Origin of the sequence: Pseudanabaena sp. BC1403, assembly GCF_002914585.1 — a bacterium.
Classification (GTDB): Bacteria; Cyanobacteriota; Cyanobacteriia; order Pseudanabaenales; family Pseudanabaenaceae; genus Pseudanabaena.
Genome location: NZ_PDDM01000002.1, coordinates 226,246 through 252,028, shown reverse-complemented (window position 1 = coordinate 252,028; position 25,783 = coordinate 226,246). Strand labels below are relative to the sequence as shown.

23 protein-coding genes and 1 pseudogene are annotated in these 25,783 nt (G+C 41.3%); 18 read left to right on the top strand and 6 right to left on the bottom strand.

The window, feature by feature from the left end; genetic code table 11:
• Positions 1-272 precede the first annotated feature (272 nt).
• Complete coding sequence (locus tag CQ839_RS03570; RefSeq protein WP_103666904.1) at positions 273-2,558, top strand: FdhF/YdeP family oxidoreductase; 2,286 nt, start codon at positions 273-275, stop codon at positions 2,556-2,558.
• A gap of 102 nt (positions 2,559-2,660) precedes the next feature.
• The gene (locus CQ839_RS03565; protein ID WP_103666903.1) at positions 2,661-3,584 is read left to right on the top strand and encodes an energy-coupling factor transporter transmembrane protein EcfT; all 924 of its coding nucleotides are present in this window, start codon (positions 2,661-2,663) and stop codon (positions 3,582-3,584) included.
• 31 nt (positions 3,585-3,615) lie between these two features.
• Here CQ839_RS03565 and era read toward each other — a convergent pair whose 3' ends face one another.
• Positions 3,616-4,524: a GTPase Era gene (era, locus tag CQ839_RS03560; protein WP_181016080.1), complete on the bottom strand. Its 909-nt coding sequence runs from the start codon at positions 4,522-4,524 to the stop codon at positions 3,616-3,618.
• A 410-nt stretch (positions 4,525-4,934) separates the two neighbouring features.
• On the opposite strand from era, the gene CQ839_RS03555 reads away from it, so the two are divergent.
• The 9 genes from CQ839_RS03555 (at position 4,935) to CQ839_RS03520 (ending at position 14,283) form a co-directional block, all read left to right on the top strand.
• The gene (locus CQ839_RS03555) at positions 4,935-5,963 is read left to right on the top strand and encodes an ABC transporter permease (RefSeq protein WP_103666901.1); all 1,029 of its coding nucleotides are present in this window, start codon (positions 4,935-4,937) and stop codon (positions 5,961-5,963) included.
• A 762-nt stretch (positions 5,964-6,725) separates the two neighbouring features.
• Positions 6,726-8,111: a DNA phosphorothioation system restriction enzyme gene (locus tag CQ839_RS03550; protein ID WP_103666971.1), complete on the top strand. Its 1,386-nt coding sequence runs from the start codon at positions 6,726-6,728 to the stop codon at positions 8,109-8,111.
• A gap of 66 nt (positions 8,112-8,177) precedes the next feature.
• Complete coding sequence (locus tag CQ839_RS25005; protein WP_181016079.1) at positions 8,178-8,351, top strand: hypothetical protein; 174 nt, start codon at positions 8,178-8,180, stop codon at positions 8,349-8,351.
• Positions 8,348-10,423, top strand: coding sequence for an AAA family ATPase (locus CQ839_RS03545; protein ID WP_103666900.1), 2,076 nt, complete (start codon positions 8,348-8,350; stop codon positions 10,421-10,423). The genes CQ839_RS25005 and CQ839_RS03545 overlap by 4 nt, the downstream gene beginning before the upstream one ends.
• Positions 10,416-11,072, top strand: a complete 657-nt coding sequence (locus CQ839_RS03540; RefSeq protein ID WP_103666899.1) for a Uma2 family endonuclease — start codon at positions 10,416-10,418, stop codon at positions 11,070-11,072. Before CQ839_RS03545 ends, CQ839_RS03540 begins: the two co-directional genes overlap by 8 nt.
• A 160-nt stretch (positions 11,073-11,232) precedes the next feature.
• Entirely contained in the window at positions 11,233-11,604 is a 372-nt protein-coding gene (locus CQ839_RS03535) for a nucleotidyltransferase family protein (RefSeq protein ID WP_146048686.1), read from the top strand.
• Between the two features lie 175 nt (positions 11,605-11,779).
• A complete protein-coding gene (locus CQ839_RS03530; RefSeq protein ID WP_103666897.1) occupies positions 11,780-12,250 on the top strand; it encodes a DNA phosphorothioation-associated protein 4 in 471 nt (156 codons plus the stop codon).
• 59 nt (positions 12,251-12,309) lie between these two features.
• Positions 12,310-13,287: a DGQHR domain-containing protein gene (locus CQ839_RS03525; protein ID WP_103666896.1), complete on the top strand. Its 978-nt coding sequence runs from the start codon at positions 12,310-12,312 to the stop codon at positions 13,285-13,287.
• 21 nt (positions 13,288-13,308) lie between these two features.
• A complete protein-coding gene (locus CQ839_RS03520; protein WP_103666895.1) occupies positions 13,309-14,283 on the top strand; it encodes a hypothetical protein in 975 nt (324 codons plus the stop codon).
• A gap of 36 nt (positions 14,284-14,319) precedes the next feature.
• Here the strand turns inward: CQ839_RS03520 and CQ839_RS03515 are convergent.
• Positions 14,320-14,656 (bottom strand): annotated as a pseudogene (locus tag CQ839_RS03515) (XisI protein).
• 102 nt (positions 14,657-14,758) lie between these two features.
• On the opposite strand from CQ839_RS03515, the gene CQ839_RS03510 reads away from it, so the two are divergent.
• From CQ839_RS03510 to dndE, 5 genes are all read left to right on the top strand, one after another.
• Positions 14,759-15,019 (top strand): CopG family transcriptional regulator, encoded by a 261-nt coding sequence (locus tag CQ839_RS03510; protein ID WP_094531294.1) that lies wholly within the window; start codon positions 14,759-14,761, stop codon positions 15,017-15,019.
• On the top strand, positions 15,006-15,425 hold the full coding sequence (locus tag CQ839_RS03505) for a type II toxin-antitoxin system VapC family toxin (protein ID WP_103666894.1): 420 nt from the start codon (positions 15,006-15,008) through the stop codon (positions 15,423-15,425). Before CQ839_RS03510 ends, CQ839_RS03505 begins: the two co-directional genes overlap by 14 nt.
• A 108-nt stretch (positions 15,426-15,533) precedes the next feature.
• A complete protein-coding gene (gene dndC, locus CQ839_RS03500; protein ID WP_103666893.1) occupies positions 15,534-17,150 on the top strand; it encodes a DNA phosphorothioation system sulfurtransferase DndC in 1,617 nt (538 codons plus the stop codon).
• On the top strand, positions 17,147-19,138 hold the full coding sequence (gene dndD, locus CQ839_RS03495; protein ID WP_181016078.1) for a DNA sulfur modification protein DndD: 1,992 nt from the start codon (positions 17,147-17,149) through the stop codon (positions 19,136-19,138). The genes dndC and dndD overlap by 4 nt, the downstream gene beginning before the upstream one ends.
• 43 nt (positions 19,139-19,181) lie before the next feature.
• Positions 19,182-19,574 carry a DNA sulfur modification protein DndE gene (dndE, locus tag CQ839_RS03490; protein WP_103666891.1) on the top strand — a complete coding sequence of 131 codons (393 nt, stop codon included), beginning with the start codon at positions 19,182-19,184 and terminating at the stop codon, positions 19,572-19,574.
• Here dndE and CQ839_RS03485 read toward each other — a convergent pair.
• The 3 genes from CQ839_RS03485 to CQ839_RS03475 all read right to left on the bottom strand — a co-directional run bounded on the left by CQ839_RS03485 (position 19,571) and on the right by CQ839_RS03475 (position 21,739).
• Positions 19,571-20,392, bottom strand: a complete 822-nt coding sequence (locus CQ839_RS03485) for a restriction endonuclease (protein ID WP_103666890.1) — start codon at positions 20,390-20,392, stop codon at positions 19,571-19,573. The two genes, dndE and CQ839_RS03485, sit on opposite strands and share 4 nt — an antisense overlap.
• 49 nt (positions 20,393-20,441) lie before the next feature.
• Entirely contained in the window at positions 20,442-21,089 is a 648-nt protein-coding gene (locus tag CQ839_RS03480) for a hypothetical protein (protein ID WP_103666889.1), read from the bottom strand.
• Positions 21,090-21,166: 77 nt separating this feature from the next.
• A complete protein-coding gene (locus CQ839_RS03475; protein WP_103666888.1) occupies positions 21,167-21,739 on the bottom strand; it encodes a Uma2 family endonuclease in 573 nt (190 codons plus the stop codon).
• Positions 21,740-21,815: 76 nt separating this feature from the next.
• Here CQ839_RS03475 and CQ839_RS03470 point away from each other — a divergent pair, with 76 nt between their 5' ends.
• Both CQ839_RS03470 and CQ839_RS03465 read left to right on the top strand, forming a co-directional pair.
• Positions 21,816-23,882, top strand: coding sequence for a DNA phosphorothioation-associated putative methyltransferase (locus CQ839_RS03470; protein ID WP_103666887.1), 2,067 nt, complete (start codon positions 21,816-21,818; stop codon positions 23,880-23,882).
• A 63-nt stretch (positions 23,883-23,945) separates the two neighbouring features.
• Positions 23,946-24,593, top strand: coding sequence for a rhomboid family intramembrane serine protease (locus CQ839_RS03465; RefSeq protein WP_103666886.1), 648 nt, complete (start codon positions 23,946-23,948; stop codon positions 24,591-24,593).
• An 85-nt stretch (positions 24,594-24,678) separates the two neighbouring features.
• On the opposite strand, the gene CQ839_RS03460 is transcribed toward CQ839_RS03465, so the two are convergent.
• A complete protein-coding gene (locus CQ839_RS03460) occupies positions 24,679-25,755 on the bottom strand; it encodes a hypothetical protein (RefSeq protein WP_103666885.1) in 1,077 nt (358 codons plus the stop codon).
• Positions 25,756-25,783 lie beyond the last annotated feature (28 nt).

The following is a 25,783-nucleotide window of genomic DNA, read 5'->3' as shown; positions in this document are numbered from 1 at the left end:
GCTGTTAATGAATAGAACTTACTTGGTTTTCGGCAAAGGCGATCGCGCTTGAAAAGATTGATATAAAGAAAATGGCTAGTATTCTTAATTTCATGCAAAATAATTCCTAAAACTGATCAATTGTGTTACTCAGACAATGCAAATTCATGAAAATATAGCCAAATCTACATCTAGATCAACCTTATGGTAATTAACTTTATATACCAAATTGCTTGCTGAGTGTAAGATTTTTGTCAAGATATTTGTCTGAGCTAAACTTTTTTACAAAAAATATGGCTGACTCAACTCCTTCGGAAACGACGATCGCATCTGCAAATGGGAACCAACCAGAAATGGGTGGTGGCTTGCCTGTGATCGGTTATTGGACGGAAAAGACGCTGGATCTTAAGGGTGGATTACTTTGGAAAACGCTATTGCATAAGAGTGCTTGTCTATCCTGTGCATGGGGAACGGGTGGACAAAAAGGTGGATTTCAGAATGAGGATGAAGAGAATTTGCAGCGCTGTGCCAAAAGTGTGGAAGCGATCGCATCGGAGTTAATGGAACCAATTCCTAAGCATTTCTTTGAGCGTTACCCAATTTCGGAATTGCAAAAATTAAGTTCGATGGAATCTGATCGCTTAGGGCGTTTGAGTTTCCCAGTGATTAAACGGGCTAATAGCGATCGCTACGAACGCATCACATGGTCAGAAGTCTACGAAATTGTCACTAAAGCCTTTCAGAAAGCTCCTGAACGTCTTGCCTCCTATAGCTCAGGACGCTCATCGAATGAAGCCGCCTATCTGTTGCAATTGCTGATGCGATCGCTTGGATCTAATAACCTTGCTGACTGCTCCGATCTCTGCCATGCGCCTTCGACCGTTGGATTAAAGCAAATGTTTGGATCGGGTACATCAATGGTCAGCCTCGCTGATCTCAAACAGAGCGATTGTGTGGTGTTGATTGGCTCCAATGCGCCTGCAAATCATCCGCGATTGATGAATGAATTGATTCAACTGCGCGATCGCGGTGGCAAAGTGATTGTTATCAATCCTCTGATCGAAGTTGGCTTAGTTAAATTCGCTTCTCCTGCTTATCCGATTAAATCTTTTCTCAAAGGCTCAGATATCTCCTCGCATTATATTCAGCCAATTTCAGGTAGTGATACTGCGGTTTTTCTGGGAATTCAAAAGGCTCTAATTGAGAATAATCTCGTTAATTATGACTTTCTCAAACAATATACTGAGGACTGGGAAGCAGTAATCGAACAGGTGCGATCGCTAGATTGGTGCGAGATTCTGAATACTTGTGGAGTCTCACACGAGGAAATCGAGATCGCCGCCAAGATGATTGGCACTTCGCAACGGGTGACCTTCGCATGGGCGATGGGCATTACACAGCATTCAAATGCTGTGGATAATGTGTTTAGTATTGCCAATACTGCACTCTTAACTGGCAATGCTGGGAAAGAAGGTGCGGGAACAATGCCAATTCGTGGACATTCTAATGTGCAAGGATTTGGTTCGATGGGGGTGACAATTCTTCTCAAAGAAGAGATTATGCAAGCTTTAGAGAAACTATTGCAACGACCTCTCAGTCGAGTTCAAGGCTATGATACTCGCGCCCTGCTCGAAGCAAGCGATCGCCATCAGATCGATACGCTACTCTGTCTCGGCGGCAATATCTACGCCGCAAATCCTGATTTAACTCAAGCTAAACGCGCTCTTGGTAATATCGAAACCGTTATTTATATTTCTACAAAGCCGAATATCGGACATTTTCATGGACTGGCTAAAGAGAATACCTTAATTCTGCCTGTCTTCGCGCGTTTTGAAAATCCCCACAAGACCACAACTGAATCTGGTAATAATTTTGTTCGCCTAAATGATGAGGGAACATCCCATCTCAGTCAGAGGGAAGGCACAGATTTAATCTCAGAAGTTGAATTTCTAACAGAACTTGCCGATCGCTTGCATGGTGATGATGTTGTAGATTGGCGATCGCTCCAAGACACAAAATATATCCGTCAACTGATCGCCAAGACCATACCAAATTACGAGAAAATTGGTGAAATTGATCATAGCAATCAAGAATTTACGATCGCCAACCGCATCTTCCATACGCCCAAATTTCCGACCATATCTGGTAAAGCACATATGTTTGTCACACCCTTGCCAAAACTAGATTTACCAACGCTCTCCAGTTTTGATATACCTGAGCAGACCAAGGCGATCGTGCTTGTACTTGGCACTGGCCGCAGCTATTCACAACATAACACCGTTGTTTATAAGGATGGTGACTATTATCGTGGAATGCCTCACCGCAACTGCATTCTGATGAATCGTACCGATGGCGATCGCGCAGGTTTCCGAGAGCATCAAACTGTTACAGTCAAAGGAAATGCTGGCAAAATGAAAGAGGTGGAAATCATCTATGGACAAATTCGTGAAGGCTCAGCACTGATGTTTTATCCTGAAGTCAACGCTATTTTCAGTGCTCCCATTGATGAGCGTTGTGGCACACCCGCATTTAAGCGCGTTCCCGTTGCTGTTTATTCTGCTGACAGCACTCCGATCTAAAGAAAAGAGAGGCGGCGCTTCGCGCCACCTCTCTTTTCTGGGTTTAATCTTTGCTATATTGTAAATTGCCAGAATGAAATTCCCGAAAAATATCAGAACATAGTGGATATACTGCGATCGCTTCCCATCGGACTTTACCTCGAACAGCCGATTACATGGCTCCATCGACTCGATCCACGCATCAAACTGTTTGGACTACTCACATTTTTACTGTCACCGATTCAAGCTAATGAGCCTTGGCGCGTTGCGATCGCGGTTTTACTAATCATCCTGACCCTCGCATCACAAATTCCGATGCGTGTTTGGAAGCAACAAATGGGGATTTTGCTATTGCTCGCCTTTATGACTTTTGCGATCGCCACTTTTTCCCCAGATGGGTTTAATGCCAATGTCCAGCCGCGTCGCCCGATCCCTGAAGTAAATGTCACGGCTGAAAAAGCTCTGAGCGCATCACCGCTAACGATCAAACTACCTCAACCAACTCCCTATAGTTATGTAGTTTGGAAAGCTGGTAGCATCACCATAACTCGCAGATCTCTGGATTTGGGTGTGCGCGTTTGTACATTGATCTTCACCTATCTCTATGCACCAACTCTATTTTTGTTAGTTACGGCTCCCGAAGAAATTACCGCCGCCTTAGCCTCAATTTTGGCTCCATTAAAATCACTCAAAGTTCCTGTTGTCGAAATTGTCCTTACTCTAACCCTTGCACTGCGTTTTGTCCCTTTAGTTTTAGAAGAAGTACAGAATCTTGGCAGGGCAATGCGAACACGTTCGATTAATTGGAAAAGACTAGGTTTTAAACGCACCACCCAAATTTGGCTAATCCTTGCAGAGAGATTAATTGACAATCTGTTTATCAGAGCCGAACAGACTGCCAGTGCCATGCAAGTACGCGGCTTTACTACTCCTAATACTCACATTGTAGTTTGGAATCCTCTCAAATTTTTACCTCGCGATATTATCTTGCTAATTCTCTTAGTTACAATGTGGGGATTAAGAATTTGGTACGGAAATGAATTATAAAGAGTTGGAAGTACGTTGCACTTTCAACTCTTTATTCTACGCGATAACCAAGATCAGATAATTGAAACCGAGACGATCTCCATTTGGGTTGGACTTTTACAAACATTTCCAAATGAACAGAACCCATAATCATCTTCTGCATTTGTAATCTTGCCTGCGTGCCAATCTCCTTCAGCATTTGTCCTTTCTTACCAATCAAAATCCCCTTTTGCGAATCTCGTTCCACATGAATTGTCGCCATTACCCTAGTAATTTTAGGCTGCTCATCTACCTGATCGATACTAATTGCAACGGAATGCGGAATTTCTTCGCGCGTAAGCAAGAGAATTTGTTCGCGAATTAGCTCGCCCATAATGAAGCGCTCAGGCTGATCGGTGACTAGGTCTGGCGGATAGTAATAGGGGCCAAGAGGCAAGCGATCGCACATCATCGCTTGCAAAGCTTCTAATCCTTCACCCGTAATTGATGAAAACTTAGCGACTTGCCAACCATGCTCTAAGGCGAAGCTCTCATAACCAGTAAAAGTATCCCCCGAATCGTCACCAAGAATATCAATTTTATTGATTCCCAAAATCGTAGGAACCTTGCTCTGTAAGATAGTCTCAGCAACAAAGCGATCGCCCGTTCCCATGCGATCGCTACCATCAACTAGCAAAACAGTCATATCGACTGAAGAGATTGCCCCGATCGCATTTCTGACAATCGTTTGTCCGAGTAAATGGTGTGGTTTATGAATCCCAGGGGTATCCACAAGGACGATTTGGGCTTCAGGCAATGTCAAGATTCCCCGTAAACGATTGCGCGTAGTTTGGGCAACGGGCGAAGTTATCGCAATTTTTTGACCAATGAGGGCATTGAGCAAGGTGGACTTACCAACATTTGGCCGTCCAACTAATGCTACAAAACCCGATTTAAAACCTTCGCCCGACTCTGGAATCATGATTATTTGCGATCGTTGTATTAAAACATTTTAAGTGATGATGGTAGCTATAGGTTTTTGCCAATGAGTATGCCAGTAATTCTCATTATGAAACCGATTTTAGTGTTTCCAGCGCCTTCACGCTGGAAACACCAAAATCGGTTTTTTGAAAGCCCACCTACAGCGGGCTTTCAAAAAACCGATTTTTATAATGAGAATTACTGTGAGTATGCACTCATTACTTGAATTAGTTTGGATAAATCGAGACAAAAATAATGGCGGCACTTTGCTCCGCCATTATTTTTGTCTCGATTTTGAATAAGTGAGCTCTAGTTCCCCTAAACATTTAAAGCAGCTAAGCGCTTTCACACAAATTTAGATTACTATTACTGAATAGTAAGTGACCCCAATTGACTAAGCAACTTTGAGCTATGACAACTGCAAACCAAGGAAATCGCTCTTTCTGGCGTTTTATCATAAATGACACGACAGGTTTTGTGGTAAAGCGACTCGGACAAGCAGTTATTGTCGTTTTGGGCGTGTCAATTTTAAGTTTTTTTGCCATTACTAAGTCCCCTGGTAATTGCTTCTCAGCTCTACGGGACAACCCCAATACACCTAAAAAGACGATTGAACAGTTGGAAAAACAACTGAACTACGATAAGCCTGAAGCAATCCAGTATCTTTTGTGGTTACAGAATACGTTAGGTGGTGATTTAGGAGTGCGTTGTCAAGGTTTAGCGCCTGTTACGCCGCTAATTGTTGAACGGGCAGGAAATACTCTACTAATGTCTATTGTATCCCTGCTAACAACTTGGCTGCTAGCAATTCCTCTCGGCATTTACAGCGCCGTTAAACAAAATACTTGGAGCGATCGCCTGATCCAAATAGTAAGCTATGCAACGCAAGGGTTTCCTAGCTTTGTATTAGCAATCCTCTTACTGATGTTGGCGCAAAATACAGGCTGGTTTCCAGTGGGAGGGATGACTAGTATTGATTTTGCGGAACTATCACCTTTTGGGAAGTTCCTCGATATTTCCCACCATATGATCTTGCCAATCTTGACTTTGACGGTGGTTAGCTTTGCAGGCTTGCAAAGAATTATGCGCGGTAGTTTGCTGGATGTGTTGCGTCAAGACTACATCAAAACTGCCCGTGCCAAAGGATTGCCTGAGAATAAAGTGATCTATGTCCATGCACTGCGTAATGCGATCAATCCTTTGCTTACTTTATTAGGATTTGAATTTGGGGGACTACTAGGTGGTGCATTTATTACTGAATTCTTTTTTAGCTGGCCAGGATTAGGAAAGCTTTTACTAGATGCAACTAAAGAAAAAGATACTAATCTGGTAATGGCTGGGCTGATGTTAGGGACTTTGATGCTAGTCGTTGGCAATCTTATTGGAGACTTATTACTAAAAGCCGTCGATCCACGCATCAAGCTTGATGACATGGAGTAAGCTAACCCGTCACTTAAGACTTAAAAATTTGTGCTAAATGATCTAAATCTTCAAAGTGATTACCGTAGCGATCGCTGCGATTTGGTGCAGGATTTTTACATTCCTTGTTTAAAAAATTCTATGCTCTATAGTCGAGCCGTAGGATTTTTTTCAAGTACATCCATGGCATCAGTTGCTAAGGGACTAATTTCACTAATTCAATCGGGTGGCAGAATGCGTCTAATTGCTTCGCCATGTTTATCTGTCGAAGATGCGGAAGCGATCGCTTTAGGGCTTAAACAAAGAGAAGATGTCATCACGCAAAGCCTGCTCAGAGAGATAGATCAAGAATTTGAAGAGGTAATCCAAGATCGTCTTGCCTGTCTAGCTTGGTTATTGAGTCATAATCTATTAGAAATAAAGTTGGCAGTGCGAAAAGATATTCGTAATAGAGGTATCTATCATGAAAAGTTAGGAATATTTGAGGACGATGCAGGAAATATTGTTGCTTTTACAGGTTCGGCTAATGAGAGTGCTAGCGCATTGCTTGATAACTTTGAATGTATTGATGTGTTCTGTTCTTGGGATAAGGGAGTTAGAGAGCGCACATTGAGCAAAGCAGAGAACTTTCGGCGATTATGGGAAAATGAAACACCAATGTTAGAAATCTTCGATTTCCCTGAAGCTGCTAAGCGATCGCTGTTACGTTTACGTCATGACAAATTCCCTATTGATGAAATCGCCAAAAAAATTTCTGTTGTGTCAGAGCAGGGAAAAGACTATATGCCGATTGGAATTAAACCTGATCATGGTGTGCCAATACTGCCCACTAATTTAGAACTGCGAGATTATCAAGAACTGGCGATCGCTAATTGGTTTAAAAATAATGGGCGCGGCACGTTGAAAATGGCAACGGGAAGCGGGAAGACGATTACGGCGCTAGCGATCTCGACGGAACTTTATCAAAAGATTGGGTTGCAGGTTTTACTGATTGTTTGTCCTTATCGACATCTGGTAATTCAATGGTCAAGGGAATGTCAAAAGTTTGGGCTGGAGCCAATCCTAGCTTTTGAAGATGTTCATAACTGGCAAGATCGTTTATCCAACCAACTTTATAACGTGCGATCGGGCAATCAGAAATTTTTGACCATAATCACTACAAATGCGACATTGATTGGTCAGGGATTACAGTCACAGTTGCGATATTTTCCTGGGAAAACTTTAATTGTTGGTGATGAGGCTCATAACTTAGGTGCAAAACGTTTAGTGGAGAGTTTGCCGCGTAATGTGGGACTAAGGTTAGCTTTATCGGCAACTCCAGAACGCTATTTTGATGAGGATGGAACAGAAGCCATATTTGCGTATTTTGGTGCCGTCATTCAGCCAGAATTTACGCTGGCGGATGCCATCAAAGCAGGAGCGCTCGTGCATTATCTCTACTATCCGATTTTGGTAGAACTGACGGAATCGGAGACTGAGAAATATGCTGATTTAACCAAGAAGATTGGCAGGGCGATCGCTTTTGATGGCGATCGTGATGATAACGAGATGGTAGCTGCTTTATTGATGCAAAGGGCTAGGCTATTGGGTTCGGCGGCGAATAAGTTGGTGGCTTTACGAGAATTGATGCAGCAACGTCTAGATACATCACATACATTGATTTATTGTGGTGATGGCTCGGTTGAGGGTCAAGTTACTGAAGAAAGTACGAGGCAGTTGGATGCGGTGGCACAGTTGATGGGATCTGAATTGGGATATCGGGTTAATACATATACTGCTGAGACATCTTTAGAAGACCGCGAGAATTTACGACTTTTATTTGAATCTGGTGAATTACAGGGACTGGTGGCAATTCGTTGCTTAGATGAAGGTGTGGATATTCCCGCAATTCAAACGGCGATTATGTTGGCAAGTAGTAGCAATCCGCGTCAATTTATTCAGCGTCGAGGGAGGATTTTGCGGGCACACCCTCATAAAAAACGCGCAACTTTGTTTGACATGATTGTGTTACCGCCTGATTTAGGGAGAGAGACAATCGACGTTGAACGTAATCTACTCAAAAAGGAATTGCAACGCTTTGTCGAGTTTGCGAATTTAGCAGATAACGGCGGCGAAGCTAGACTAAAGTTATTGGATTTACAACAACGCTATGGGTTGATGGATTTATAAGCAAGAAAAAGTCGGGGATCTGAGAGATTTTTGAGATAAAATCGATAAACGTATGAGTATTTGGAAATGAGTAAAGTTCAAAGCCTAAGTAGTCTTCATGAGCCAATTGAAAAAGCTCCACCAGAAGTTCAACAAATTATTCGTAATGTCCTAAAGATCGAAAAGGATCGGCTCGACAAAAATGAATTGGGGCGGATTAATGAAGATATTCTCAAAATTGTTAAGGAAGCTGTGCAATGAAGCTAATCTCAATCAAGCTTTTTAATTTTCGTTGTTTTTATCAGCAAACGCCTGAAATCGTTTTAGCCAGACTGGACGATCGCAATATTACGATCATGCATGGCAATAATGGCACTGGCAAGACATCTCTGCTAAATGCTTTTACATGGGTGCTATACGAAAAATTTACCTCGGCTTTTGGTGACTCTGAGCAGCTCGTCAATCGTCAGGCGATCGCTGAATCCCAATTAAATCAGCCTGTGGAATGCTGGGCAGAAGTTTTATTTGAGCATGATGCTAAGCGCTATCGGGTGCGGCGGTTAACCCGCGCCTATCAGCTTGCTAATAATGGCGAGAAAAACATTCAATACAACAAAAGTGAGTTGTTTTTGCAAGTGGCGGGGGATGATGGACGTTGGGTGACTCAAAATCATCCTGAAGCTGTAATTAATGGCATTTTACCTAAGAGCTTGCATCAGTACTTCTTTTTTGATGGTGAGCGAATTGAGCAGATTGTGCGATCGGACAATCGCTATGAGATTGCTGAAGCAACAAAAAAGCTTTTGGGTGTGCAGGTTTTGGACAATGCGATTAAACATCTTAAAGAAGCTAGAAAGTCCCTTGAGGATGAACTCAAAAGTATTGGCGATGCTCAAACTAAAACCCTGATTTCGCAAAAGCAGAATCTAGAGAGTAATAGCACTGAATTTGAAGTAAGAATCAAGGAAATCGAACAGGAACTAGAAGCACAAAACCAACTAAAGATATCTTGCAATCAACGATTGACAGAATTGGGTGGTATTGATGAAATCCAAAAGCGACGTGAGGCTCTTGAACAACAAGAACGGGAAAATCGCAGTAATTTGCGAGGTTTAAAGAACCAACTAAAGACAGATATTTCTACCAAGGGCTATAGTGTATTTCTGACGGGTGCGATCGCTGATTTTCGAGAAATGGTTAGTGGTTTGCATGAACGCGGCGAACTACCTGCGGATATTAAACAGACGTTTGTGTTAGACCTATTAGAACGGCGTAAATGCATCTGTGGAGCAGACTTACATGATGGTTCTCCTAACTATGAGCAGGTCAGTGCTTGGCTAGAGAAAGCAGGTTTAGCAGATGTGGAAACTGCAACCTTGAAACTGGAAGGTTTTGTCGATGAGGTAGAGAAACAGGCTACGGATTTTTGGCAAGGTATTGATACCAAACAATTGAGTATCAATCAACTCAAAACAGCAATCTCTCGTCTTGAGTTAGAGTTGGAAACAATCAGCGAACAGTTACGCAAGAGTCCCATTGAGGATATTCGGCTAATGCAAACCCGCCTTGATGAGATCGATCACAAGGTTGAGGACTTAACTTTAGAGAAGGGTAAGAAGCTCCAAAAATGGACTGATTATCAAGGGCAAATTGAAAATCTTCAGAAGCAAATTAAGAGCAGTAAGCAAAATGAAGGTAAGCAAAAGCTTGCCCAAAAGCGTATTGATGCGGCGCAACAGGCGATCGATCTTCTGAGTGAGTTAAAGACTAATCGCAATGAGCTATTCCGCAAGCAATTGGAAACTCGGATCTGTGAAATCTTTAGCCAGATCTCGTTCAAAGCGCAAACGCCAAGACTAAGTGAAAAGTATGAATTGAGCTTAGTAGAAACTGTAGCTGGTCAAGAAGTTCAGTCGGGTGCATCGACAGGAGAGAATCAGATCCTCAGTTTGTCTTTTATCGGTAGCATCATCGATCGCGTGAGGGAATGGAGCAAGTCTGGTTTGGTGATGGGGCCAGATAGCAGTACTTTCCCGATGGTAATGGATTCGCCCTTTGGGAGTCTGGATGAAATTTACCGTCGGCAGGTGGCAAGATTGATTCCCCAGTTAGCAAATCAGCTTGTGGTGATGGTTTCTAAAACCCAATGGCGGGTGGAGGTTGCCGAGGAAATGACTCCTCGAGTGGGTAAAGAATATGTGTTTGTATTCAACTCTAATAAGCCTGACACCCAAACCGATGACATCGTTCTCTATGGCAAGAGCTATCCATTAGTGCGAAAGAGTGCCTATGATTATGAATATACCGAAGTCTTGGAGGTGAATCATGGTTAATACAGTTACTACGGCTTCTAAACCAGAGATTGTCAGCGATCGCTGGGTTAAGGCAACGTGGGACGAGTTTATTGCGCTTGCTGACGATCCTAGTTTAGAAAAAGGCAGGTTTTATTATGATAATCACAAGATGAGGATTGAGATGTCACCAGTTGGACCAATACATGCCCATGAAAATGCAATTGTTTCTAAGGTAATTGGAATATTTGCAGCACTTAAGAATATTTGTATATACGAGTATATAAATTGTAGCTTTAGAAAAAAGGGTGAGAGTGAATGTCAGCCAGACATTGCATTTTATATAGGAAATGAATTGAGGCTGCCGCCTCGCAATAACGCTCCTGTGGATCTTAATAAGTTTGACCTGCCAACTCTGATTGTGGAAATCTCTTCGACTACGCTGCAAGATGATTTGGGATATAAGCGCTTATTGTATGAGCGTTTAGGGATTCTGGAATATTGGGTGGTGAATGCTCAAACTTCTGAGGTGTTTGCTTTTACGATCGCTGATGGACGTAGTGGCATAGTTGAGCGATCGCAAGTTCTCGAAGGATTGGAAATTGCCACGGTAAAAGAAGCGCTTAAACGCAGTCAAACTGAAGATGATGGCGCGATCGCGAGATGGTTATTACAGACTTTTAATGGGTAGGCGGACGATTCTGTAAGACGTGATCGCTTTGGGCTTTACATACTGGTCATCAGTGCGATCGCTTGTTACTGAAAAATGAAATTTGCTGTAAAATGGTATGCAAGTTAGCTGTCTAGTCATGGATACAGTATCAGCTCCAAATTTTTTGAAATTATCAACTATGACAAAAACTGCTCTTGAACTAACACTCCATGAACGCGAAGCATATTGCCCATCCAGAAATCTGGATAGCTTACAGGATGAGGCTAGATGGACTGAGGCTTGGAAAATTGTTCACAAGATATCAAGCTTATTGCGCGATCGCTACAGGACAAAGCAAATAGTTGTTTTTGGCTCATTAACAAATAAAGAGCGTTTTACAAGGTACTCAGATATTGATTTGGCAATTAGTGGATTAACTTTTAAACAGTTTTATCAAGCTGTGGATGATATAGAACTTATTGCTCGTGATTTTAAGGTTGATCTAGTGAATCTTGATCGCTGTCGTCAATCTATCGCAGAACGCATTAATAGAGAGGGTTTAGCAATTTGAAAAGTTCTCTAATAGATATCGCTGAGCGAATTAGGAATGATTTGGTTGAAATAGAAATGCTTGTGGAAAGAGCGATCGCTTGTTGATGATGGCTGGTTTGATGGTGACTGAAGTTAATGAATCGATCGCTTGTGTGTAAGATGTTTTTAGATTGGGTATCAAGGAATAAGTAAGAATGGCTGATGCAAGGGTAAAGATCGCAAAGGATAAAGCGGAGTTGGTAAAGTCTTTGAGGGCTGAGGGGGCAGATGATACGACTAAGCCATTTCAGACTTATGCGGAGGTTTTGGTATTTGCGGCGGCTTTGGGGGCTAAGCGTGATCGCCGTGAGCCTTTTGGTGAGTTCTCAAAAAAAGATCCAGATCCAATCCCGTATGAAGTTTTTAGAAAATATGATAAAGTAGTGAAACTTTTGGCTGTAGTTGCAACTAAAAACCCTAGGGTTCTTGCTGACAATGATGAGGCTGAGGAGTCACGGATCAAGATTTTTGAGGAGTATGCTAATGCAGGGCTAGAAATAATCGACAATGAAATTAAAGGATCAGTTGATCATTTAGAACGTATTTTGCTGTTTCTAAGTTCTGAAAGGGATGAAATGGCTAATAAAAATGGTGATTTTGATTTGAGTAATTTACTAACGATATAGGAGTAATAAGTATTTAATTTATAGTTTTGATTCACTTTTTATTTCTAAAAAGGTTGCATATGAATATTGCTCAATATAAAGAAGAAACAAAATCTCGTTTTACTCATAACTTAGTTACTCAGGGAATTAATAGATTTTATACTTTGACCCTTCCTAGTGATATTTTAGCCAAAATATGCTTTGTAACTACTAGGGAAGAAGATCCTGAAAAGGGATTTCAAAGAGTTCTAGATAAAAAAAGAGCCCAAGAAATCGCAGATTATATAGATAGTGGCGCATCTATACCAAATTCTATTGTTTTATCTGCCCAGCCAGATGCTGAACTCGAAGAAATACAAAAAGGAAAAATAATCACGTTTTTTGAACGCCCAAAATCATTTCTAGTGTTAGATGGTCAACACCGAGTTTATGGATTTTCTTTGGCTAAAATGAAACTTAGAGTACCTGTTGTAATTTATAATAACTTAAGTCGGCAGGAAGAATCTAGGCTATTTATTGACATTAATACTAAGCAGCGACCTGTTCCAAATGAACTTCTTCTGGACATCAAAAAACTTGCAGAGAGAGAAACAGATTCTGAACAATTGTTGAGAGAAATATTTGATTTATTCTATAATTCGCCTGACAGCCCTCTTGTTGGATTACTAAGCCCAAGTGAAAAAACAAAAGAAAAACTGACAAGAGTTACTTTTAATCAAGCCTTTAAACCTTTAATCGATATTTCTCAAGACAAAGAAGTAAATGAAATTTATGAAATAACACGGGATTATATTCAAGCATTTATATCTGGAATGAACACACTAGACACAGAAAGAACTATTGTAAAGCCAATTGTTTTTCGTGCAGTAATGTTGTTGTTCTCTCAAGTAGGACAACGTGTCAAAGATAGGTATGGTACACATTACTCAGTAAGCAACTTTTATGAAGTATTAAAGCCAATATTCATTAAAACTAAAGCTACTTCATTTACACAGGCTAAGAGTATAAACTCATTACATAAAAAAATGAGCGATTTATTGTTTGACTTTACATTTTAGAAAAAATTAAAAATTAATTAAATGTCATTAGTAAATGATGCTATTAGACCGTTTTGGATAAATGGTCTTAATGAGATTACTGGAAGACAATCTGGCAGCCTTCTCAAATGGATAATTGATGGAAATTATCAAATCTATACAAATATTAAATCTGACTCCTTTACACTTGAGATAGCAAGTACAAGCAAAAGTTCACTTCTTAGGGCTTTTGCTTTTGATTGTAATCGTATGGCATCTGCTTCTTTTGAGAGTATGCAACTGATCCGTAAAAATGAATCACTTCCTAAGTCCACAGCTTGGTTAGTTATACAATCATATTACTCTGCTTTCTTTGCTGCACAATCTGTTTTAAGAATGATTGGAATAAGCTGTTCACAGCTTGATAATGCACCTATTAAAAAAATTCAAGATATAGCGGACATATTTAGTTGTAAACCAACAGGAGTGACTATAAAATCTGGATATTACAAATGTCGATATGACTACAACAGTCATAAATTATATTGTGAACAGCTAAATGCATCTGGAGGATCTCATGAGAGTTTCTGGAAAGCTTTTTATGATGAATTAAAAGATATTAGCAATAAAATATTGTCTACTCCTTCAATCCCTATTGCTGATGCTCAAAGAGTATCGGTACAGATTGATGTAATGTGTTTTAATCTATGCCGTCATGGAAAGAATGGAGGCAAGTGGCTTTCATATATACGAAATAAAGTCAATTACCAACATGAATTTAACTGTTGGTTTCCATACCAAAATATAAGAAAGACATCTGTATCAGAATTATATGAAACTTCGCAGACATGGTTGATAGATCCAATGCAGATAAACTTAACTGCAAGGGATGATATTCTTTTATTCCATCGTACATGTAACTTTATCGTTAGTTTATGTAGAACCCTCGTCGAATACATGTCCGATAGATGCCCAGAAGGTCGAAAAAAGTCATACCTTGCTGACGGCTCAATAAATTTACTTAATAAACTTACTTAAATTAAGCCATTTTTGAATAGTAATCTTTGGCTGATTTTAAGCAACACCATAATCTGTATATGGACGCTTATATGGCGGTTGCAAACCCAACACAATATCCTGCCTTTCCACACCCATAGCAATTAACTCCTCCGCAGGATTTTGATCAGTCAAATTCTGTTGCAGCCAAATCTTGCCATCCTTAATATCAAAATGCATAACGCATCGATACACACGATTTAACTCTTGCCAGCCAATATTGAGCCACTGAATAATGATCCCTTTCCACATCAAAAATCAGTTGCACCTCAACCTCATCATCAGACACATCACCACTCACATATTGAGACAACAAACTTTGAACATACTCCTGATATTTACTTACTTTCTTTATCCATTTCACAATCTCCTCATTTACAGGATTATAGACAACTAGCAAAAGCTGATATCCAAGGAATAAGCTATACTGTCATACAGCGTTATGACAAATAAAAATATGAGAGTTAACGCCCGTCTTGACAGCGATCGCACCAATAAATTTCAGTATATCCGCCAGCATACTAACCAAGGCACATCGGAAATCATGAAAGCAGCGATCGACCTTTACTATGAAAAACTTCGCCAAGAATCCCCCAAACCACTGCAACTTCTCCAACAAGCAGGGCTGATCGGTTGTGCTGAAGGAGATCCTGACTTATCCGTGAATTACAAGCAATATCTTACCGAAAGCCTAAACGAAAAATATGGTCATCGTTGACTCAGGCTTTTGGATTGCATTGATCAATCGCCGCGATGACTATCATGTTCTCGCTCAAAATGTTTTAGCAACCATAGATGAGCCACTCATTACCACATGGTGCGTCATCACCGAAGCTTGCCATATTCTCCTAAAACGGACAGGAACCAACGCCCAACAAACATTTATACATAGCTTAGAAATAGAAGCATTTGAAGTTTTCGATTTGCAAGTTCAAGATGGCAAACGAATTGGTGAACTGATGAATCAATATAGTTCTCTGCCAATGGATCTCGCGGACGCTTCACTGATTATTCTTGCCGAACACTTGGGACATGGGCGCATTCTCTCCGTTGATTTTCGCGATTTTTATACCTATCGCTGGAAAAATCGGCATCCTTTCGAGAACTTGATGCAAATGAACTAGCGAATATAGCAAAATTACTCGCCTGCGATTTATTTTTGATCATTTGTAGTCTATTTGGACTACAACAGTAATAGGGATATCCCGAAAACCAAGGCAAATTTACTAACCATGACCGAACCACAACGCACTGCACCCCAATTAATCGAAGATATCAAAGCGCTGATAATTGAGATCCAGCAGTTGTATTGCCATGACGAAATCCCTTGGATTATTGGCTATTCAGGCGGCAAAGACTCCACCGCCACCCTTCAACTCGTTTGGCAAGCCCTCCAACAACTACCAAGCGATCGCCGAACCAAACAGATTTACGTCATCACCACCGACACCCGTGTCGAAAACCCCATCGTCGCCGCATGGGTCAAGCAATCGATCGCCAATATGCAAGCCTCCGCAACTGAGCAAGGCTTACCCATCACCGCAAAACTACTAGTCCCTGATGTCAAAGACACCTTCTGGGTCAACCTCATCGGCAAAGGCTACCCTGCCCCCCGCAACGGCTTTAGATGGTGTACCGAACGCCTCAAAATCAAACCATCCAACCAATTTATTCAAAACGTCGTCAGGGCAAAAGGTGAAGTAATCATCGTCCTTGGCACTCGCAAAGCCGAAAGCTCTAGGCGATCGCGATCGATGAACGATCATGAAATGGGCAGTATTGGCGATCGCATTGGCGACAGCAATCTCACATCCCTGCTCTATAGCGGCAGCCTACCTAACTCCTTAATCTATAGCCCCATTGCCGACTGGAGCAACAGTGAAGTATGGCTATACCTCATGCAATATGCCAACCCTTGGGGCAATAGCAATCAAGATCTCTTCACCATGTATCGCGGTGCAACTGCCGATAATGAATGTCCTCTGGTGATCGATAGCAATACACCTAGCTGTGGAGACTCCCGCTTTGGTTGCTGGGTATGCACCCTCGTCAACAAAGACAAATCTATGGAAGCGATGATCCTCAATGACGACGAAAAAGAATGGATGCAGCCAATGCTAGATCTAAGAAACGCCCTCGATATTCCTGATGACTGGGACAAACGTGACTTTCGCCGCATGAGTGGCAACGTACAGCTATTTACCCACAACAGCGATGGGAAACAAGAAGTAAAGCCGATCCCAGGACCTTATACCAAAACATGGCGTGAAAATTGGCTTAGAGAATTACTTAAAGCACAAACCGAAGCACGTAAAAATGCACCACTTGAGATGCAAGAGATTGAGCTAATTACTCAAGCCGAACTCAGCGAAATTCGACGGATCTGGCGTGAAGACAAACATGAATTTGATGACGCACTACCCCATATTTATCTCGATATAACAAGCGAAAAATTCCAAGATATCAACAATCCTAACAATCAAAGCCTGTTAGGAGCCGATGAATGGGAGATCCTCGCTCGACTCTGCGGTGATAACGCCATGCACCTCGAACTCACCACCAAACTGCTCAGCGTTGAAAAGCAACATTATGGCAAAATGCGCCGCGTCGGTATCTATGAAGCTCTCGAAAAATGCTTTGAGACCAGTTCGCGATCGCCAGAAGAAGCAATTCAAAATGCCCATAGGGTCAAAAATATAAAAGATGCCGCCGAGGAAGGAGATGCCAATAAAGTCCGCCAGCTTGCCCTAGGACAGCCAGCCAAACCTAACGAATCAGAGGCTCCCCCCCAAGTCAATAGTTGGGCATCGATGAAATTTGGCTCCCCAGTTGCAGAGGTACAGTCTTGATTTTTCGTGAATTAACTCTGCAAAATTTCGGTGCTTACCAAGGAAAGCACACGATTAATCTTTCTGTCGATGTCAATCAAGACCATCCACCAATTGTCCTGTTAGGTGGCTTAAATGGTGGTGGTAAAACGACCTTTATCGATGCCCTCCGCCTTGTTCTATACGGCGCAAAAGCTCAATGCTCCACAAGAGGAAACTTAAGCTATGGCGAATTTTTATCTCAAAGCGTCAATCGCGAAGCCAAAATCGGCGAAGAAGCTGCGATCGAATTAGTCTTTGAACAAGCTAGTTTCAATAAATCTGAACTACGCCAAGTTCCCATCTCGATCTCCCGTCGCTGGACACAGCAACCAAAAAATGGGCGCGATATTTTAGAAGTCCGAGTTGATGGTTGGAATAACGAAACTCTGACTAGCACATGGGATGAATTTATTGAAGAGATCATGCCCATCGGTATTTCAGGCTTATTTCTATTTGATGGCGAACAAGTGCGAGAACTTGCACTGCAAGACACTCCCACACAGGGTATTGTCGATGCTATTCGCACAATTCTCGGATTAGAACTAGTCGATCGCTTAGAAATTGATTTAGAAGTCTTAGCTAGCAAAAAACGACGTGAATCATCTGACACAGAAGCTTTTAATAAACTTACAGAGATTGAAACTCTAATCGCTCAACAATCCACCGAGATTGAATTAGAAGAAACACATAAAACTCAACTGGAAGCCGACCTCGAACAAGCTAAAGCTACTTTTGCAGAAGCTGAACGTGAATTTATGCGTAAAGGAGGGAAAGCCGCAGGAGATAAGCAAGAGCTAGAACAAAGCTATCAAAGACTCAAAGAAGAAGCCGATCAGCAAAGAAAAGAATTGCTAGATTTAGCAGAGACTTGTTTACCTCTGATGCTAATTCAATCACCTCTCTTAGAACAAGCGCTTTCCCAAAGTCAAAAAGAGCTCCATCTGCAAAAAGCTAAAGCTGCTCTAGATCTAATTAAAGAGCGCGATCGCAAGTTGACAGAATTTATAGACCAGAACTTCCCTAAAAAATACAATCGCCTAGTCCAAGAGTTTTTAGAAAATGAACTCGCTCAACTCGAAGATGAATCGCAGCATGGAGAAATATGGCTTGGAAGCGATATAGATCTAGTGAAATCACTCTCAAATCTTTTAGAGCATGATTTACCTAAAACCGTCACTTTAGCTAGTACCGCAGCGCAAAAATTAGAATCTTGCGATCGCGAAAGTACCCAAATCCAAAATGTGATTGCCTCTGCGGCAAGTCCAGAAATCTATCAACAACTCTTACAGAAAAAAGAAGAAGCTGCATCAGTTTGTGAGTCCTTAGCAAATGAGCTAGACGACTCTCAGCGCAACTTAGCACTACTCGAACGCAAGTTAATTTCTAGTAAAAAAGAACTAGAAAACTATGGAACAACCATAGTCGCAAGAGGCAATCTAGAATTTTTCTTTCAGTCTGTTGTTAAAGTGCAATCAACAATGGATTCATTTAGAAAAGAACTCACCGCCCATAAAATCGCTCAACTAGAAAACAGCGTCACCGAATGCTTTCTCCATCTTTTACATAAATCCCGACTTGTTCATCGTATCACGATTGCTCCCGATACATTTCGCCTAGAGCTATACAATGCTGAGGGTAAATCTATCCCCAAACATCGTCTCTCCGCAGGTGAAAAACAAATGTTAGCGATCGCCTTTTTATGGGGATTGGCCCGTGTCTCAGGTTGTCAGTTACCTGTCGTGATCGATACTCCTCTCGGTCGTTTGGACTCATCCCACCGCCTCAACCTTCTAGATCGCTATTTCCCCAACGCCAGTCAGCAAGTCATCCTACTCTCAACTGATACCGAAATTGGCAAAGAAGAAGTAACTCGCCTCCGCCAAAATCAACTACTCGCACACGAATATCTCTTAGACTACGACGAATCAACCAACCGCACCTCCGTGCGATCAGGATACTTCTGGTAAACAATCACCAATCACCAATTACCAATTACCAATCATCTAACCTATGGAACCACCTATTGATCGCATTCGCCTCTCTCAAAATGCCAGAGAGCAACTACTCAAACTCAAACGTGCTACTCGTATTGAATATTGGAACGTCCTCTGTCGTTGGGCGTTATGTAAATCTCTGGCTGAACCAACTCCTCCATCAATTATTAATATTGTCACAGATAGCAATGTGGAGATGACTTGGCAAGTTTTTGCTGGTAATCTGTCAGATATTCTAATTGTTGCCCTCAAACAACGCTGTTATAACGATGGACTAGCCACCGACAAAGAAACCCTAGCTACCCAATTTCGCTTACATCTCCATCGTGGCATCGGTTACTTAGCAGGCGATACAAATATTAGGAAGGTAGAGAATCTAATTGAAATAGTGAAATCAACAACTAACTAAATATCTAGATCCAAATTATCATTTTCGCTTATGACATTATCCAATGCACTAATGTAAATGGGCATACTTTGAACTTCAACTCCAAATCTTTTCTCAACCATTAGATCTACAATCAAAGAACCATCAATTAAAATTACTGGTACTGCTCCTACTTGAAACGAAACCTTTTCTGCATCTCTAGTAAAAGTAGATGTCGTGAAGAAAATAGCCTGTTCGCATTTACCTTGAACAGCACCTCTAAATTGATCGATTTCCTTCCGACCAACAGAGGTTTTGTTCCATCTCTTGCATTGAAAAGAAACTTTCAAATCTGCAAGACCAATTTTTAGCTTGCCATAGCCATCAATCCCCCCATCTTTACCTTTCTTGGTCACGTTAACATCATGGAATCCATATGCTTCTAATAGTCTTTTACTAAATATTTCAAAAGTCCTTGGATCGAGAGATTTTAGCGATTCCAAAACTCTTTGCCGAAAATCTTCGACGTACTTTTTATGTAATACCCCCAACTCCTCAAAAGAAACTTCATTGGGTATATCTGGTTTTGCTTCTTGAATTACTTCCTCTAGAGGTAAATTTTTTAACCAGTAAGATTGATTTGAAAGAATAACAAAGTACTTCGTTGGTGATGCTGAACCAAAATTAAGACTTTCACAGTGTCTTCTCAGTTGTCCTCTAACGATTTGAATAGGTTCATCAGACTTAAATGTGTAGAAATTATTCTCAATAATTGAATTATAGATTTCGGTAACTGTCATGGGTTGACCAACCATTTTCATGACTTCGATAATGGCTTGAATTATTGTTCTAGACTTCATCTTTAGGTCTTATACTTTTCCTTGTATCTGCTGAGTTTTTGTAAACTTCTTACACAATACTTATCTTGTTTTGTAGATCGTTTGTGCCAAGATTGCACTTTTGCATATATCCTAGCCATGCAGCAAAAGCCCACTGGTAAACAACATCATAATTGGTCTTTAAATATTCTATCCATTCAGGATGTAATGAAATTGTTTCATCTTGATCGTTAATGAAGTATAAAGGCTTTTTGTCTTGAAAGCGATCGCGGGATAATGCGGCAATATTTTGATTTGTCTCACCACTTTTAACTCCCTTGAGTTCCATTTCAAAAAATGGTCTAATCAGACGATAAGGAGCAAATTTTTTCAACTCTTTAGTAGTACTTAACATTTTAGAAGCGATCGCCTTTCGTAATTCCTCTCCTGACAGATTGCTCCCAACCTCAGCAAAAACTTCAAATCTGCCTGCGATCATATCTTTATTTCCAAATGACAATCGATGTGGATGGTATACCTGCCAAGCAACGACTAACATTTCAACCATAAGATCCTGTAGTGCAATAGGAGCATGATCAAAGTTTCTTTGCTTCAGAATATTCAACAACGCCAAGAAAAATAAATATTTGTAAGAGTTTGCTGTATGCGTAAATAGTTTTGAAAATGCTTCAATATTTAGCTGCTCGGACTTTGGTAATGCATTAGCCCCTTGACTCATTAACGATCTCCACTCAGTTTGTTGTTAAAACACGTTGCAACAAGAATACATCGCACAGGTCAACAGCGATCATCATATCATTTATATTTTTCCTGAAAAGCCAACATCGCTTCTAACTGTGACTCCATCAGCAAACATTGTTCCAAATGAGCAATATCCAAATCAGGCAAACATCCACTTGCTTCAGCCTGTGCATATTCTCCATCTTGTAAGCAATAAATCTTGATCTTGCCGTCTTGCCAAAACCAAACTTCAGGAATATTTCTTAACTGGTACTTTCTTAACTTTTTGACGCTGCCACTAGTCACCACAATCTCAATACATAAATCTGTAAGTTCAGGATTGTCACCAAATGCAAAAGATAAATCTGCTTGAAACTCTAACTTAGGCTCAATGGTTTGGGTATAAGCACCTGTACCAGTAAATCGAATCCGTTTAACTAAAAAATAGTAATTAAGCAACGCACCCAACAAGGTAGATACCATTTCATGCAGCAAACCAATGCCCACAATTTCTACTACTCCTTCACAATAATTTAATCTTACTCCGCCAATTTCTGCAAACGCAGATTGCAGAGCCTTGAATTGCTCCCATGTCACAGCCTGCTTGACGAGGTATTGATCAGCCGTTTTAGTTAAAGTTAGAGTCATGGCTTAACCTTGGCAATTACTTGGGTAATGAGGTGTTACTAGTATAATCTAAACATTCAATAAAGCTCTTGTCGCAATGATCACAGAGTATACCCACAACCAACTCCTTGCCCTCTGTCAACAAAGCAAAGTTGGCAAAAAGCTACCCACTGCTCTCTATGTTCATAGATCAGCGATCGCCTCTTTATCTCCACAATTACAAGAATGCGATCGCCAAGCCAGATTACTACTTCCAGAAGAAAGTGAATTTACTCTGATCAAATTTAATTACGAACAACCCAAGATTTCTTATTTGTTTTATCCAAACTTTGACACAGATCCACATCCTGCATTACATCACAGTATTCAAGTTGACCTAAAAGCCCAAATAGTTCAGCAGCGAGACTATCAAAACTCACCTAATCCTCCAATACTGCATCGCAAAGAAACCTTTGTAAGCCCAGATTACCCCAACTATCAACTATTTGCCCAATTAACCAAACAAGAAGAAGCGATCGGCTTATTTCATGAGACGCGCACCATCGGCACTCGTAAAGGATGGGAGCAACGTCTACAAGAATACAATGTCGAACTTCAAGACCATCAAGTCATCTTACTCCCATCGCCCTCTGGGAAAGGGGCTGAGGGTGAAGGCAACATCAAAATTGAGCGCCATAAAGCTGCCATTCATCGCCCCGATCTATCCAAGCCTGTTCGACTTGCCCTAGAAGCGGAACTCTTTACAGAAAGCTCAACCTTCTTTGACTATGGCTGTGGGCATGGCGAAGATATCAAAAGAATTAGCGATCGCGGCTTTACCAGTAATGGTTGGGACCCATACTATCGACCACAATGCGATCGCACAAGCGCCGAAATCGTCAACCTCGGCTATATCATCAACGTCATCGAATCGCAGATCGAAAGAAGAGAAGCCCTCATCCAAGCATGGGAATTAACGCAAAAAGTTTTAATTGTCTCGGCACAAGTTTTAATTGGAGACGTGGGCAGAGGGCAAATCGCCTACAGTGATGGTGTGGTGAGTAGTCGTAACACATTTCAGAAATACTACGAACAAGAAGAACTCAAACTCTATATCGATCAAGTATTAGGCGTAGATTCTGTGCCTGTCGCTCTCGGTATTTATTTTGTATTTCGCGATGAGATGCAAGCACAAAGCTTTAGAGCATCACGTTTTCGTTCGAGAGCGACAACACCCAGAATCCGACTTGTCTCCAAACGATTTGAAGACTATCGTGAATTACTTACTCCCCTAATGGATTTCTTTACTGAACGGGGACGATTACCCGTTGGAGAGGAATTGCAAAACTTCGAGCCGTTACTGACAGAATTTGGAACGGTACGCCGCGCCTTTAACTTGATTGTCAGCGCCACAAATCAAAATGAATGGGATGCGATCGCTGATAAGCGTCGCCAAGATATCTTGGTATTCCTAGCCCTTAGCAATTTTGATAACCCTTACAAACGACTCAAATTAAGCCAACTTTCAACGCCATACCAAACCGATATCAAATCTCTATTTGGCTCTTATCAAGGCGCAAGTACCACTTCTGACCTGATGTTATTTAATTTAGGTCGTGAAGGTTTCATCGCTACCTGTTGTCGAAATAGCAAAATTGGACGGCTAGATCATCAAGCCCTCTATGTTCATATTTCGGCTTTAGAACATCTTGATACTATGCTCAGACTCTATGAAGGATGTGCCAGTCGCACCATTGGTAGAATGGATGGAGCCACGCTGATCAAATTCCATCTTCATAAACCGAAAATAAGTTATCTTTTTTATCCTGACTTTGATCGAGATCCTCACCCAAAAATGCAAGCCTCAATGCAAATTGACCTGAGAGATTTACAGGTTCATTATCGTGACTATCCCAATTCCGATAATCCTCCAGTACTTCATTGCAAAGATGCCTATATCCTTCCCGACTACCCACAGCATGAAAAATTTGCAAAATTGACCCAACAAGAAGAAAGTTGGGGATTGCTAGAAAACATGAAAGATATTTCACATTGGCAAGGCTGGCAACAAAAATTAAAAGAATACTGTGCGGAACTTCAAGGGCATCGTCTTGTCTGGAGCAAAGACTCTGACCCAGAGACGATAAAGTTATTGAAGATGAGACACAAAGCCAAGAAATTATAGGAATTACACAAAATGCTGAGATGTAATTGCTAAAATCTATAAAGCTGTTGCTTATGGTTAGCAATGTTTCCTTTACATGATGATAATCCGACTCAAGACACTTCTATAGTTGTCTATGCGCTGATTTTAATAAATGTGCTGATTTTTGGATATCAAACTAGTTTGCCAAACTTTCAACTGGGGGAATGGTTAGGGAATTGGGCATTATTTCCAAAAGAATTAATTGCTAATCCATCAAAAGGCGCGATCGCATTAATATCATCACAGTTTCTCCATGGCAATATTTTCCATTTAGTTGGGAACTTGTGGTTCCTATATCTATTTGGCAATAACATTGAAGACCAGCTTGGGCATTGGAAGTTTTTGTTTTTTTACTTGCTTTGTGGAGCTGTAGCAGGAGTTGCTCAAGTGCTGACTGCGCCAATGTCTTTAGTTCCGATGATAGGAGCTAGTGGTGCGATATCAGGTGTAATGGGCGCATATCTAATCCGTTTTCCTCGCGCAAGGATTTTGAGCTTAGTATTTTTAGGCTTTTTTATCACAGCAATTCCGATTCCTGCGGCAGTATTTTTAGGCTTATGGATTGTAGGTCAAACTGTTTATGCCGCGATAGCGAATCCTAATTTACCAGGGGTGGCATATTTGGCTCATGTTAGCGGTTTTGCGATCGGGGCGATCGCGATGTTTTTATTCTCCAAGCTCAAAAGATGAGAGGCACTGCCTTTGCGCTGCCTCTCATCTTTTGAGCTTGGAGGTGAGTTTACGCTCACCTCAAAACCGCTATATTTTGGGTTGGCTAGATTGGCTGAAAATTTGCAGAATCAGCTAAAAAGCCACGTAAACGCCGAGAAATTAATTCACGACTACCCATTCTGCGTCCCAGCTCTTTTTCTAAGGCTCCCACTGGGGTGAGGTTTTGCGGGGCACGGGGATCGCGCGTAGGATGCGAGGCATATTGAGGAATTAAATATGTGCTTTGATCCGCGATCGCCTTAGCTCGCTCTAGGGGAATTGCGCCATCTAGATCAATGCGAATAATTCCATGTAAATCGTGATAGCCCAGCTTTTTATAGTTCAAATCTTTACTACCCGATCGCAAATACCAACTGAGATTCGAGCCATTGGTATTAGAAATCCTAAAAATTGGAGTCCGCTCTCCGACTTTTAGCGATCGCATGACTTGGGCATTGTCTCCTTTGAGATAGGCTTTACCCATTGTTTTCACATAACCCATCGTATCGTAGGGAGTTTGATAAACTCGATAGAGTAAGGGTCCATCGCGAACAATTAGCGTATTCTCTTTGATTAATTCTTTATCTAAAGAGAGAGCATTAGCAATTCGCAGTTCTTCGTCGAGCATTTCGCCCTGCACTAATTGAGATGGAGTGTCTGGCTGATTGTTACTACTAGTCAAACAGCGATCGTATCTCAAATCACCTCGACCACTGACAGGACAAGGAATTGACGTTACAGGGGGAGTCAAATTTCCACCCAGAGCAATAATCCTCGTTACTTCTGTCGCTACACATTTTGCTCTGTTGATCGTGCGATCGACTAATACTGCTCCCACTGAGATCGTCGCAAACGCACCATACAAAATCTCATCATCTCGCCGCCCCAAAAAGCTAGCATCGAGGCGCAGTCTGCCATCGATAAACAAAATTTGATTAGGAAGTTCGGGTGCGATCGCAGCCCTGATTGGTTGCCATTCACCATTTTCAAACTCAACTTCAGTATTTACCCTGTCGCTTGTAGGAATTTCTTCAGGATTAATGCTGACAGGTGCATCATAGCCCATACTCCAAGGCTCTAAGCGAATGTTATATTCGCTCCAAAAATTGTCTACTAGTGGCTTTATAAGGTTGGCAACCATAGAAATTAAGCTGTGCAAATAGGAATGA